Source organism: Bradyrhizobium sp. SBR1B (assembly GCF_014198205.1).
Lineage (GTDB): Bacteria > Pseudomonadota > Alphaproteobacteria > Rhizobiales > Xanthobacteraceae > Bradyrhizobium.
On record NZ_JACIHC010000019.1, the window covers coordinates 122,034 to 135,690 of the forward strand.

General features: G+C 64.4%; 11 protein-coding genes. 7 read left to right on the top strand and 4 right to left on the bottom strand.

Going from position 1 to position 13,657, the window contains the following annotated elements; translation table 11 throughout:
- The first annotated feature begins 87 nt into the window (after positions 1–87).
- The 7 genes from GGD61_RS33170 to GGD61_RS33200 all read left to right on the top strand — a co-directional run bounded on the left by GGD61_RS33170 (position 88) and on the right by GGD61_RS33200 (position 7,592).
- Positions 88–1,272 carry a substrate-binding domain-containing protein gene (locus GGD61_RS33170; protein WP_026202380.1) on the top strand — a complete coding sequence of 395 codons (1,185 nt, stop codon included), beginning with the start codon at positions 88–90 and terminating at the stop codon, positions 1,270–1,272.
- 164 nt (positions 1,273–1,436) lie between these two features.
- Positions 1,437–2,951: an amidase gene (locus GGD61_RS33175; RefSeq protein WP_092261398.1), complete on the top strand. Its 1,515-nt coding sequence runs from the start codon at positions 1,437–1,439 to the stop codon at positions 2,949–2,951.
- A gap of 35 nt (positions 2,952–2,986) precedes the next feature.
- The gene (locus GGD61_RS33180) at positions 2,987–3,844 is read left to right on the top strand and encodes a branched-chain amino acid ABC transporter permease (protein WP_028141883.1); all 858 of its coding nucleotides are present in this window, start codon (positions 2,987–2,989) and stop codon (positions 3,842–3,844) included.
- A gap of 2 nt (positions 3,845–3,846) precedes the next feature.
- The gene (locus tag GGD61_RS33185; RefSeq protein WP_092261322.1) at positions 3,847–5,064 is read left to right on the top strand and encodes a substrate-binding protein; all 1,218 of its coding nucleotides are present in this window, start codon (positions 3,847–3,849) and stop codon (positions 5,062–5,064) included.
- A gap of 6 nt (positions 5,065–5,070) precedes the next feature.
- On the top strand, positions 5,071–6,183 hold the full coding sequence (locus GGD61_RS33190; protein ID WP_092261321.1) for a branched-chain amino acid ABC transporter permease: 1,113 nt from the start codon (positions 5,071–5,073) through the stop codon (positions 6,181–6,183).
- Positions 6,173–6,904 carry an ABC transporter ATP-binding protein gene (locus GGD61_RS33195; RefSeq protein ID WP_179732179.1) on the top strand — a complete coding sequence of 244 codons (732 nt, stop codon included), beginning with the start codon at positions 6,173–6,175 and terminating at the stop codon, positions 6,902–6,904. The genes GGD61_RS33190 and GGD61_RS33195 overlap by 11 nt, the downstream gene beginning before the upstream one ends.
- On the top strand, positions 6,897–7,592 hold the full coding sequence (locus GGD61_RS33200; RefSeq protein ID WP_092261319.1) for an ABC transporter ATP-binding protein: 696 nt from the start codon (positions 6,897–6,899) through the stop codon (positions 7,590–7,592). The genes GGD61_RS33195 and GGD61_RS33200 overlap by 8 nt, the downstream gene beginning before the upstream one ends.
- Before the next feature lie 853 nt (positions 7,593–8,445).
- Here the strand turns inward: GGD61_RS33200 and GGD61_RS33205 are convergent.
- From GGD61_RS33205 to xerD, 4 genes are all read right to left on the bottom strand, one after another.
- A complete protein-coding gene (locus GGD61_RS33205) occupies positions 8,446–9,294 on the bottom strand; it encodes a DUF3883 domain-containing protein (RefSeq protein WP_092261318.1) in 849 nt (282 codons plus the stop codon).
- Positions 9,295–9,442: 148 nt separating this feature from the next.
- Positions 9,443–10,966: a murein L,D-transpeptidase family protein gene (locus tag GGD61_RS33210; RefSeq protein WP_177237373.1), complete on the bottom strand. Its 1,524-nt coding sequence runs from the start codon at positions 10,964–10,966 to the stop codon at positions 9,443–9,445.
- Between the two features lie 493 nt (positions 10,967–11,459).
- Positions 11,460–12,422: an acetyl-CoA carboxylase carboxyltransferase subunit alpha gene (locus tag GGD61_RS33215; protein ID WP_183231902.1), complete on the bottom strand. Its 963-nt coding sequence runs from the start codon at positions 12,420–12,422 to the stop codon at positions 11,460–11,462.
- A 271-nt stretch (positions 12,423–12,693) separates the two neighbouring features.
- Positions 12,694–13,653 (bottom strand): site-specific tyrosine recombinase XerD, encoded by a 960-nt coding sequence (xerD, locus tag GGD61_RS33220; protein WP_092261316.1) that lies wholly within the window; start codon positions 13,651–13,653, stop codon positions 12,694–12,696.
- Between the last annotated feature and the right edge of the window lie 4 nt (positions 13,654–13,657).

A 13,657-nucleotide genomic window follows, 5' to 3' on the forward strand; every position in this document is an offset into this window, starting at 1 on the left:
AAAATAGGATCATTGCACAACAAAAGGGCGGAAGCCGCGGCCGCCTGCTCAATGTGCTTTCAGGTCTGGTGCCAGACAGGAGTTGGCGTGCGCGCGACGGTAAACTTCCCGGCTCATGGCGGTCCGGCGTTGCCACCGTCTTTGCTGTTCAGGAATCTGTCGTCCGCGGCAGCGGATTTCGACCTGTCGCCATTTGACATCCACGTCATGAAACGCCGCGGCGCCCGCAACAAGCTGCGCATCGGCAATTTCCTCACCTTCACCGGCTCGCCCGGAATCTGGGGCCCGACTTCCACCAACAGCGCCATGCTGGCGGTCGCCGAGATCAACAAGCGCGGCGGCATATTGGGGCGCGAGCTCGAGCTATCGATCTACGATTCCGGTGGCCCGATCGAAGACGTCGTGCGGCGCGCCGAGCAGGCGATCGCCTTCGACGAGGTCGACCTGATCATGGGCTCGCATATCAGCGCCGTCCGTGTTGCCCTGCGCAAGGTCACCGGCAACCGCATCCCCTACATCTACACTCCCGTCTATGAAGGCGGCGAGCGCACGCCGGGCGTGATGGCGATCGGCGAGACGCCGCGCTGGCAGAGCCGCCCCTCGATCCACTGGCTCGCCGACGTCAAGAAGGCGGCGCGCTGGTACCTGATCGGCAGCGACTATGTCTGGCCCTGGCAGTCGCATCGGGCGGTGAAGCGCTACATCAAGGAGGCCGGCGGTCAGGTCGTCGGCGAGGAGTTCGTCCCGGTCGGCGAGGACAATCACGAGCCGCATCTGGCGCGCATCCGCGCAGCCAAGCCTGATGTCGTGCTGATCTCGCTGATCGGCACCGACAGCATCACTTTCAACCGCGCCTTCGCGGAAGCCGGCCTTGCGACCTCGACGCTGCGACTTGCCGGCGCGATGGACGAGACCGTGCTGCTCGGCATCGGCGCCGACAACACCGAGAATTTGTTCTGCGCCTCCGGCTATTTCAACTGCATGGCCTCGCGTGCCAATGACGAGTTCCTCAGCGGCTACCAGGCCATGTTCGGCCCGCACGCGCCGCCGGTCGGCTCGGTCGGCCAGTCGAACTATGAAGGGCTGCGGTTCCTGGAGTCGGTGGCCAACCGTGCCGGCTCGCTGGCCTTTCGTCCGCTGCTGAAGGCCGCACGCAACACCGTTTACTCGGCGGGCCGCGGTCCCGTGGTTCTTCGCGACGGGCGCGCCGAGATGCCGATGTACCTCGCTGAAGCCGACGGTCTCGACTTCAAGATCATCAAGACGCTTTGAGAGTCGGCTGTTGATACGTCGCAGCGGCTTTGCGAAATAATACTTGAAAAGGAAAATATTTCCGTCTGTAATATCGACGCGAAGCCGAACGGCCCGCGCTTGTGCAGCGCGACCGCGAGACTCCGTCCAACGCCAGGGATCAAGAAGCCTCAGAGGAGAGCGCCGTGACAGTTGTCCTTCCCACCCCCGCCCAACTTCGCAGTGTCGCCGAGCAATGCGGCCTTTCGCTCACCGATGACGACGTCACCTCGTTCCGTGGCCTGATGCAGGGCTCGATCGAGGCCTACAATCTCGTCGCCGCGATGCCGGACGAACTGCCCGAGGTGAAATATCCGCGCACCCCGGGCTATCGGCCCTCGGCTGAAGAGAACCCGCGCAACGCCTGGTATCGCAAGTCGACCGTGAAGGGCGCCGCCAGCGGCAAGCTCAAGGGCAAGACCGTCGCGCTGAAGGACAACATCATGCTGGCCGGCGTTCCCATGACGAACGGCTCGTCGACGCTGGAAGGCTATGTGCCCGATTTCGACGCCACCATCGTCACGCGCATGCTGGATGCCGGCGCCGAGATCGCTGGCAAGGTGCATTGCGAGCACTTCTGCCTGTCCGGCGGCAGCCACACCGGGTCCTACGGGCCGGTGCATAATCCGCACAAGATGGGCTACTCGGCCGGCGGCTCGTCGTCGGGCTCGGGCGTCGTGGTCTCGCTCGGCGAGGTCGACATGGCGATCGGCGGCGATCAGGGCGGCTCGATCCGCATGCCGGCCTCGTTCTGCGGCATCTACGGCATGAAGCCGACCTGGGGCCTCGTCCCCTACACCGGCATCATGCCGATCGAGATCTATGTCGACCATACCGGGCCGATGACGGCGACGGTCGCCGACAATGCGCTGCTGCTCGAAGTGCTCGCCGGCGACGACGGCTACGATCCGCGCATCAAGTCGCCGAAGGTCGAGGAATACACCAAGGCGCTCGGCCAAGGCGTCAAGGGCATGAAAATCGGCATCGTCAAGGAAGGCTTTGAACAGCCGACGGCCGAGGCCGCGGTGAATGAAAGCGTGCGCGAGGCGGCGAAACGCTTCAAGGATCTCGGCGCCACCGTCGAGACGGTGTCGATCCCGATGCATCTGCTGGGCGGCGCGATCTGGACGCCGATCGGCACCGAAGGCCTGACCCAGACCATGATGTTCGGCGACGGCTATGGCCTGTCCCGCGGCGATCTCTATTCGACCTCGCTGATGGATTTCCATCGCGGCTGGCGCCGCCAGGCCGATTCGCTGTCCGAGACCACGAAATTGTTCATGATGCTTGGCACCTACATCAACAACAATTTCGGTCCACGCTTCTACGGCAAGGCGCTCAACATCTCGCGCCGGCTGACCGCGGCCTACGACAAGGCGTTCGGCGATTACGATCTGCTGCTGATGCCGACCACGCCGATGAAGGCGACCAAGCTGCCGGAGCCCAATGCCAGCCGCGAGGAATACGTTGCCCGCGCCCTGGAGATGATCTCCAACACCGCGCCGTTCGACATCACCCATCATCCCGCGATGTCGCTGCCCTGCGGCATGGTCGACGGCCTGCCGGTCGGCCTGATGCTGGTCGGCCGGATGTTCGAGGAATCCACCATCTACCGCGCCGCCCACGCCTTCGAGCAGATCGGCGACTGGAAGAAGATGTGAGCGGGCATTGATGCAGACGGACGGAAGACCACCCTATGGCTAACGCGTTCGTCGCAGCGTTCGAGATCCTGAGCTTTGGCGCGATCATCGTTCTGATCGTGCTGGGGCTCGGGATCATCGCCAGCATGATGGGCATCTTCAACTTCGCGCAGGGCGAGTTCGTCCTGCTCGGGGCCTACATCACCTATCTCGCCTACGCCAAGGGCCTGCCGATCTGGGCCGGCATGGTCGCAGCGCCCTTCGTCGTCGGCGCGCTCGGCTTCGTGCTGGAGGCGCTGATCATCCGCAGATTCTACGCCGCGCCGATCGTCGCCATGCTCGGCACCTACGCGCTCGGCCTGATCATCCGCGAATCCGTGCGCGGGCTGATCGGCGGCTTTTATCTCACTGTGCCCGAGCCGATCGGCGGCTCGATCGACATCGGCGCCATGCACATCTCGGCCTGGCGCTTCACCATCATCGTCATCACGCTGCTGGTGATGGCCGGCTGCTATCTGCTGCTGTCCCGCACCAACTTTGGTCTGCGCATGCGCGCCACGCTGGAGAATCCATCGCTGGCGCGGGCCTCGGGCATTTCCACGCCCCTGATGTACGGCGCCACCTTCGCGTTCGGCTCCGCGCTCGCCGGCCTTGCCGGTGCCCTGATCGTCCCGGTGTTCAGCCTCTACGCCGATCTCGGCCTGCGTTTCCTGATCCAGGGTTTCGTCGCGGTCATGGTCGGCGGCGTCGGCTCCTTCATCGGGCCGGTCGCGGGCGCCGGTGTCATCGGCACGCTCAGCGCCGCGCTGCCCTGGGTGATGGCGCCCGTCGTCGCCGACGTGCTCGTCTTCGTGCTCGCCATTGTCTTCATCAAATTCCGCCCGCAGGGCCTCATCGCTGGAAAAGGGGTTTAGTCATGTTCGATCGCACTCAGCTCTCACGCCGCCGCTTCCTCTCCAATTTCGCCTTCGCTTCCGGCGCGGTCGCAACCGGGGTCGGAAGCTGGGTGATCCCGGCCGACTGGGCCAATGCCGCAGAGGCTCCGATCAAGGTCGGCATCGCGACCGATCTCACCGGCCCGATCGCCTATGCCGGCAACGCCGACGCCAACGTCGCGAAAATGGTGATCAAGGAGATCAACGCCGCCGGCGGTCTGCTCGGCCGTCCGCTCGAGCTCTACATCGAGGACACCGCCTCCAACGAATCCGTCGCCGTCGGCAATGTCCGCAAGCTGATCCAGCGCGACAAGGTCGACATGGTCCTTGGCGGCATCACCTCCTCGATGCGCAACGCGATCAAGGACCCGATCGTGGCGCGCGGCAAGACGCTCTACATCTATCCGCAGCTCTACGAGGGCAAGGAGTGCACGCCCTATCTGTTCTGCACCGGCCCGACGCCGGCGCAGCAATGCGACGAATTCATCCCCTGGCTGATCAAGAACGGCGGCAAGAAGTTCGCGCTGCCGAGCGCCAATTATGTCTGGCCGCACACGCTCAACGTCTATGCCCGCAAGGTGATCGAGGCGAACGGCGGCGAGGTCGTGTTCGAGGAATACTACCCGCTCGACCAGGTCGACTTCTCCGCGACCGTCAACCGCATCATCTCCAACAAGGTCGACGTGGTCTTCAACACCGTCATTCCGCCTGGCGTCGGCCCGTTCTTCAAGCAGCTCTATGAAGCGGGCTTCCTCAAGAACGGCGGGCGGCTCGCCTGCGTCTACTATGACGAAAACACGCTCAACATCAATCAGGCCGCGGAGATCGAGGGACTCGCCAGCTGCCTCGACTATTTCAAGGTGCTGACCAAGGAGAACCCGTTCGACGCCAAAATCCAGGCGGCCTACGAGAAGGATTTCCCCGGCAACTTCCTGTTCGCCGCCGGCAGCGCCGCCACCGGCACCTATCGCGGCCTCAAGCTGTGGGAAGCCGCGGTCAAGGAGGCCGGCAAGATCGATCGTGAGTCGGTCGCCGCCGCGCTCGACCACGCCAAGATCGCCGAAGGCCCCGGAGGACCTGCCGAGATGGTGCCGGGCAAACGACACTGCAAGATGAAGATGTACACCGCGGTCGCCAAGGGCGGAAACTACGAGATCGTCGGGCGCAGCAACGGCCTCGTCGATCCCAAGGAATGCTGATTTGGAATGCTGAAGTCGATGGGCGCAGTGAAACAGGCGATCCCCGCCGAGATCGGCGGGGAGGCGGACGTCGCCATGGATAGCGGCGGGACGGCGGAACGATTGTCGGCGCGAAAAATCCTGCCGATCGTGGAGGGCGTCGTGCTGGTCGCGGCGCTGCTCGCGCCGCTGGTGCTGCAGGACTATCTCACGGTATTCGCGACGCGCGTGATCATCCTCGCGCTGTTCGCGCTGTCGTTCGATCTGGTCTGGGGTTATGCCGGCATCATGAGCTTCGGCCAGGCCCTGTTCTTCGGCTCGGCCGGTTATGGCGTGGCGCTGCTCGCGCGCGACTTGGACATCACCAACATCCTCCTGGTGCTGCCCGCGGGCACGCTGATCGGCCTTACCTTCGCGCTGCTGCTCGGCGGCTTCCTGCTGCTCGGGCGGCATCCCTCCAGCGTGATCTTCGTTTCGCTCGGTACGCTGACCGGCTCCTACGCCGCCGATCGCCTGGCGCGCGGCTGGTATTATCTCGGCGGCCAGAACGGCATTCCCTCGATCGCGCCGATGTCGCTCGGGACTTACGAGTTCACGGAGGGGCCGGCGTTCTATTATCTCGTCCTCGGCATTCTCGTCGTGGTCTACCTGCTCTGCCGCTTCCTTGTGCGCTCGCAGTTCGGCCTCGCGCTCGCCGGCCTGCGCGAGAACGAGCAGCGCATCGCCTTCTTCGGCTACAAGGCGCAGCACCTGAAGGCGATCATCTTCACCATCGGTGGCGGCGTCGCCGGGCTTGCCGGCAGCCTCTATGCCTTCCACGAAGGCTTTGTCTGGCCCAACATGGTCGGCGTCGTCGTCTCGACGCAGGTGGTGCTCTATGTGCTGTTCGGTGGCTCCGGCACGCTGATCGGCGCCGTCATCGGGGCCGTCATCGTCGAGGGCGTCAGCTTCTGGCTCTCGGACAATTATCGCGACATCTGGCCGATCATTCTGGGCTTGTTGCTGCTGCTCGTCATCCTGTTCCGCCCTCTCGGCCTGATCAGTTTCGTCCTCGGCGAGCGCGAGCGGGTCGGTAGCTTCGGCGCCAGGGCCAAAGAAAACCTCAAGGAGAACGTCAAGGAGAATCGCGATGCTCCTTGAAGCCGCCGGCATCACAAAAATCTTCGGCAAGCTCACCGCGCTCGACGGCGCCGCGCTCACCGTCGGTGCCAACGAGTTCCACGGCCTGATCGGCCCGAACGGCTCCGGCAAGAGCACGCTGATGAAGTGCATCGCCGGCGCCGAGGTGCCGACGCAAGGCAAGGTCTCGTTCGTCAATACCGACATCACCGCGTTCACGCCGACCGAGCGCGCCCGGGCCGGCATGAGCCTGAAATTCCAGATCACATCCGTGCTGCCGTCACTGACGCTGTACGACAACATCCTGCTCGCGCTGCAGGCGCAGTCCTCGCTGGTCGACCTCGTGTTCTCGCGCACGAGAGGCGCGCTGCACGATCAGGTCATGACCATGCTGACGCAGTTTCGCCTCGCGAATCGCGCCTTCGAGGCCGCAGCGGCGCTGTCGCACGGCCAGCAGCAATGGCTGGAGATAGCGATGGCGCTCGCCGGCAGGCCGAAACTGCTGCTGCTCGACGAGCCGACCGGCGGCATGAGCCTGGAGGAGCGCCGCGTCACCGGCGAGCTGCTGCAGCCGATCAAGCAGCATTGCTCGCTCGTCATCGTCGAGCACGACCTCGATTTCATCCGCGACATCTGCGATCGCCTCACCGTGCTCGACCAGGGCAAGGTGCTGGCGTCAGGCACGGTGTCCGAGATCCAGGCCAACAACGCCGTCCAGGAGATTTATCTGCGCCGTGCCTGAATTTTTGGACATTAGACATCTCGATGCCGGCTACGGCCGCAGCCAGGTGCTGTTCGACGTCACCCTCGGCATTCCCTGGCGCGGCGGCGTCGCCGTGCTCGGGCGCAACGGCGCTGGCAAGACCACCCTGATGAAGACCATCGTCGGCGAATTGCCGGCGTGGAAGGGCGAGGTCGCCTTCGACGGCCGCGACATCAGTCGCCGCGCCACCCAGGAGCGCGTGCGCGCCGGCATCGGCTACGTGCCGCAGGAGCATTCGGTGTTCGCGCGCCTGTCGGTGCGCGACAATCTCGCCGTCGGCTCGCTCGCCAGCAAGAAGCCAGACGCGGTCGACCAGGTGCTGACCATCTTCCCGAAGCTCGGCCAGCGCCTCGACCAGCCCGCCGGCACGCTGTCCGGCGGCGAACGCAAGATGCTGGCGATCGGCCGCGCCATGCTGGGCGATCCAAAGCTGCTGCTGCTGGACGAGCCGACCGAAGGCGTCTGGATCGGCGTCATCGAGGAGATCACCGAGCGCCTGATCGAGCTCGCCAAGACAATTGCCGTCATCATCGTCGAGCAGCACCTCGACCTCGCCTTGCGCGTCGCCGACTACGCCTACGTGCTCGACCGCGGCCGCGTCGCGCTGCAGGGAGAGGCGGGCGCGGTGCGGGGCAATCCGGAGCTGATGCGGTATCTGGCGCCGTAGGCGACGCTGCTTGACACCGCCCGTTCTGCAGCGAGCACTCTGGCTGCCCCGTCATCCTGAGGTGCGAGCAGCGCGGTGCACGAGCACCGCGTAGCGAGCCTCGAAGGATGAACGGCCGCGCGGCCAGCCGGGCCGTCGCCCTTCGAGGGCCGCTGAAGAAGCGGCCACCTCAGGGTGACGGTGAGATATGGTCGCGTGGGCTCCGACTTCACCGCAATTCGCCGACGTCAGCCAGAAGCCTGGTCACGGTCTTATCGTCTTCAACTGTCAAACAGCCCACATGACATCGCGATCCCGCAGCGCTCCAGCGCCCGGGTTTTGGTTCGCTTCTGGCGCCCTTCGGAATCGGAAGGGCGCAGGGAAGGCCGGGTACCGGCTGGTACCCGCGAGCCCCTGTGCAATGATGCGTGGATAGACGCTCACAGGGGAGACACAGGTGCAGCCCGATAACCGGCCTTCCCTGCGCAGTGGGTTGACGGCTTATGTCGCGCTCTCCCCGGGGAGCGATGCACTCTTGCCCCCGTCGCCTCGCAGATCGCTGATGTGCGCAACCCGGTCGGGCACGCACACCACCGCGGAGACTTGACGCCAGCCTGCGGGCGCCAGGACCACACGATTTTGCCGTACGCGGCCGGCCTGTCGTACCGCGCCCGCTGATCGCTCACGGGGAGACCCGCCCTGCGACCGCATCTGGCGCCAACACCGCCCGCGTCCACCGCAACTCACCCCACGAACCGTGACGATCGCGACCCGCCCCTTCCGGCAGGATGAGATGGCGAGGGAGTATAGGGTGTGTCGCGGTTCGGGTAAAGAGAAAATATGATTTATCCGAAGAGATTGAATTTGAGGAATGCTATCTAGGTTCCGCAGAGTACGTGGTGGGCGTCAAGAAGAGCGCATCCTCAAGCGGTGGAGCGATTTCGAACATCTGCGCGTGGTTCCGAAAGTGAAAGACGCGCCGGACTCGATATCTGTCTCTTCTCTCCGCAGCAACGTCGACTTCGCGCTTGGTCAGCCAAAATGGCGTGCGTTCGTGCCCGCACGTCGTCTTGATCTCCAGTAGCCGCTCTTGCCCATCGGGTTCAAAGGAACGGACATCGTACCCGTAGCCGTCTCCGTCCAGATCGGAAACCCACCGAACGTCGTCGGCGAGATCTTCACGTCCAGCTTGTCGGAGGCGAATGCGCTCGAATTCTACGACAAACTTCTCTCCGGCCTTCCCCAAGTCGCGATTTCTCGCATCTCTCTCCGCAGGATCAAACTTTCCGACAAGTTGGCGGATCGCAGGCGGCAACACTTTATCCAAATCGGTGAACTGTGGGGGAGCAACGAAGATCGTGTCGTCGTTCAGTGCTAGCGGTTGCGTATCTGTACTCGCCGGATAGAGAAAGTTTGGCTCGCGCCGAATATTGCGTTCGACAGCCGGCACTAGCGCATCCTGATAGTGCGCCAATGGCTTGTAACCGTTGATCCACTGCGCGCCCAATACGTCCAGAACTGCAGAGATGTTCTGGAGCTTGCGTTCGATTGATCCTTTGGATCGACGGACGGTCGTCATGAGACGACGCCAATTGTCTGCCTTGCTGTAGGCGATACCCGCCTTTTCGGAGGCCAGCATTCGGAAATAGCTGTCGACCACGGCGGAGATTTCAGTCTCCGTCCAAGGCGTCCCTGCAATGCCTTCGATCTGCTCGGGGTCCAAGCTTCTGCCTCTCGAACCCGAAGCGTATCAGGGGATCAATCGGGCGCAAGGTTGGCACTGGGAGCGCAGCAGCGAGCAACCTCCGCCTCCGCGGATAATGACGGTGTCAGCTCGGCTATATCGAGGAAAGCGCGGCTCCGGCCGCCGCCTACTTCATCGCCCCGAAGCGGCTGTCGAACGAGTTCGACGAGATCACCGGCGCGGCGCCCATGATCTGCGTCGCTTCACTCGTACCATCCGCCACTGACGGCTTCAGCGCCGGACGCGTTGCGGCGAGGCGGGTGTCGGGCTGCTTTGCCGGCTCGGCGGGCTTGGCGGCCACGGTCGCAGCCGGCTTCGGCGCATCCTTCGCGGCATCCTTGGACTTGTCATGCCCCGGCACGAAGCGGGTCACGGCGGCCTTGAGCCGCGACGCGGCGGTCGGCGGCGTCGTGGTCGTGGTCGTGGTGGCCGGAGCCACGGATGCCGTGGCTTGCGGCGGCGGGGTGGTCGCGGTGGTGTCGGATGAGCCCATGCCCATCTTGCGGCCGAGGTTGGAGAAGAAGCCGCCGGATTTCTCAGTCGTCGGCGCGGCCGTGGCGACGCGGGCACTGGTCGCGGGCGCGCTGACGGCGACGACCGGCTCTTCCTGCGGCGCAGGCGCGGACGCCACGCTGTCGAGATTCGGCTTGGGCGGATTGACGTGGCCGGGGATCGTGCCCGGCGCCTTGGCCATCGCCAGCATCTGCAGCGTGGTGCCTTCGGCGCCTTCGGACAGGCCGGTCGAGCCTTCCGGAATTTTTGCGGCAAAGATCTTGTTCATGCCGCCGTCGATGCCGGTGTTCATGCGCGCCACCGGCGTGCCCTTGGCGACTAGCCTGGCGTATTCCGCCTCGTCCTTGGCTTGCTTGCCCCGCACGGCGGCGACGACGTCCTCGGGAATCACATAGGCCGGGCACTTTGCCGAGGCGTCGAACACCGGATCGCGCTTTGCGTCCGCGGGCTTCGCCGCGTCGAAGACGTACTTCTTCTCGCAGAAATCGACCTTCGGCTCCTGCCGCGTCACCTCGAAATGATCATAGCCTTCCTTGATCATCTTCCAGAACGGCATGTTCGGATTGTTCCGGTGCTTGGCCATGTTCACCGGCGTCATCTTGAACGGATAGGCCTGCAGCTGGAACGCCTTCTGGCCGCCGAAGAAGGATTCGCGGCCGAGCGAATAGATCTCCGCGATCTGCTCGTCGGTCATCGCGTAGCAGCCGCGCGAAGAACAGTCGCCGTGCACCATCAGCTGCGAGCCGGTGCGGCCCAGCGCCTTGTCGAATGCGTTCGGATAGCCGGTGTTGAACGAGAGGTAATAGGCCGATTGCGGATTCATCTGGCTCGGGTTGATCGAGTAGAATCCCTCCGGCGCCTGGCGGTCGCCTTCGCGCACCTTCGGACCTAAGTCGCCCGACCAGCGGCAGATCGGATAGGTCTTGAGCAGCGCGAACTGGCCGTTGCGGGCCTGCTTCCAGACCTCGAGCTCGGCCTCTTGCTTGAACAGGCGGACCAGGATCGGCGATTGCAGGTCCATGTCCTTCTCGACCATCGCGGCGAGAAGCTTTGGCGGCACCGGCTGGTTGGCCTTGGCATTGGTCGCGAGCGAGACCTGGTCGGTATCGCAGCCGGCCAGCAGGACGCTGGCTGTCATCAGCGCAACCGAAGCCAAGAGCGCGCGAGCAAGCGAACGAGAAATCAAGATGGACCCCACACCGTGCCGGGCAGAGAGCGCGAACCCCAATTCTGATGGAGCATGATCCGACCGGAGAACCGGACCCGTCGTGACGGGCTTTTTCAGCTCACGCCCCAGCGCTTATGCCCTGAAGCCAATTATTAAAATTCTAACCTCTGGGTCATGTGGTCGCAACCCGAGCGGGGATCACGAGCCCGTTGGCCCATCGGCATGGTCAACGAAGACTGAATGGACGCGACTTTGGGCCTTACTTGGGCCTTTCGGCCCGACTGGGACTCAGATCGCTGATTTGGGCAAAAAAAGGGTTAACGGGCGGTTACCGGGGGCCGCCCGAACGGTCCCGTAGGGTGGGCAAAGGCGCGAGGCGCCGTGCCCACGAGCCGGTCCTAATAGTCGGCAGTGGTGGGCACGCTTCGCTTTGCCCATCCTACGGCACCGGAATCGGCCCGAATCAGCCCAGTTTCCGGCCGATATCGAGGAATTTCTGCCGGCGCTGCTTTCGGATGGCATCCCCATCCAGGCCGCGCAGCTCGTCGAAGGCCTTGGCGATGGCATCGCCGGTGGTAGCGATCATGGCGGCGGGGTCGCGGTGGGCGCCGCCGACCGGCTCCTTCAGGATGCTGTCGATCACCCCGAACCGGAGCATGTCCTGGGCGGTGATCTTCATGTTGTTGGCGGCTTCCTGGGCCTTGGTGCCGTCGCGCCAGAGGATCGAGGACGCCGCTTCCGGCGAGATCACGCTGTAGATCGCGTGCTCCAGCATCAGCACCTTGTTGGCGGTGGTAATCGCAATGGCGCCGCCCGACATGCCCTCGCCAGTGATGATGGCGACGTTCGGTACCGTCAGCGCCATGCAGGCATCGGTCGAGCGCGCGATCGCTTCGGCTTGTCCCCGCTCCTCGGCGCCGACGCCGGGATAGGCGCCGGCGGAATCGGCGAGCGACAGCACCGGCAGGCCGAACCGCTCGGCCATCTCCATCAGCCGCACGCATTTGCGATAGCCTTCGGGGCGCGCCATGCCGAAATTGTGCTTGATGCGACTCTCGGTGGAATCGCCCTTTTCCTGGCCCATCACGCAAATCGCTTCGCCGCGGAAACGGCCGAAGCCGGCGACCAAAGCCTCGTCCTCGCCGAACTTGCGGTCACCGGCGAGCGGGGTGAATTCGGTGATCAGACCCTTGATGAAATCGTTGAAATGCGGCCGCTGCGGATGCCGCGCGACCAGCGTCTTCTGCCACGGCGTCAGATTCTGATAGAGGTCGGCCAGGGCCTGCGCCGCCTTGTCCTCGATCCGCCCGATCTCGTCGGAGATGTCGGTACCGGAGGCCGCCAGCGTCCTGAGCTCGTCGACCTTGGAGTCGAGCTCGGCGACGGGCTTTTCGAAGTCGAGATAGCTGCGCATCTGGTCTTGCATCAACTCAATATAGGGGGACGGGGCGAAGAGGCGAAGCGAGGTCGGGGCCGCGGAGAGAAGTGTAGCGTCTTCAACGAGTTGGCTTGTGCGCTCCTGGCCGGGAGCCAAATCAGTCGAAAGGCCCCGGCTCTTTCTGCGGAGATGTGGCCGAAGTCAAGGCGGTTTCATGGGGTGCCCGTAGCCCGGATGGAGCGAAGCGCAATCCGGGAAGGTCTGTCCGCGGGGCGAGAACCCCGGATTTCGCTGCGCTCCATCCGGGCTACGGCGACAACTACTTCTCCGCCAGCGGGTGCAGGTCGCGCACCAGGCTCTTCAGCCGCTCCTCCACCACATGGGTGTAGATCTGCGTCGTCGAGATGTCGGTGTGGCCGAGCAGGGTCTGCACGATGCGCAGATCGGCACCATTGTGCAGGAGGTGGCTGGCAAAGGCATGGCGCAGCACGTGCGGGGAGACCAGCCGCGCCTGAAGCCCCGAGGCGACCGCAAGCTCCTTGAGGTCGCGGGCAAAATGCTGCCGCGACAGATGCCCGCTCTCGCCGAACGAGGGGAACAGCCATTTCGAGGCGGCGAGGCTGTCTTTCTTCTTCTCCGTCTTCGCAGCTTCCGTCGCGGCGAGATAATCCGCCATCGCCTGGCGGGAGGCCTCGTTGAGCGGCACCAGGCGCTCCTTGTTGCCCTTGCCGCGCACCACGATCATGCGGGCGTCGCGCTTGGCCGCCGAGCGCGGCAGCGCCACCAGCTCGGAGACGCGCAGGCCGGTGGCGTAGAGCACCTCGAGCAGGCAATAGAGCCTTAAAGAGCGCAGCCGCTTCGACGGCGAGGCATCCTGCGCCTCGCTCAATTCCTTGGCGCGGCGGAGCATGCGGTCGACATCGGCGATCGACAGCACCTTCGGCAGGCCGCGGCCGCGCTTGGGGCCGGACAGGATCGCGGCAGGATCCTCAGCTCGGATGCGTTCGTTCAGCAGGAAGCGATAGAGATGCCGCATCGCCGACAGCCGGCGCGCGACGCTGGTGGATTTGAAGCCGCGGGCATCGAGATCGGCGAGGTAGTCGCGCAAATTTTGCGTCTCGGCGTCGGCAAAGCTGTGGCCGTCGCGGCCCAAAAATTCCGAGAAATCGGTGAGGTCTCGGCGATAGGCGTCGAGCGTATTGGGCCCGGCGCCCTGTTCCGCCGCGAGCATGTCGAGGAACAGGCCGGTGAGCTTGGCATCTGAGGGCGGGTTGCGCATGCCC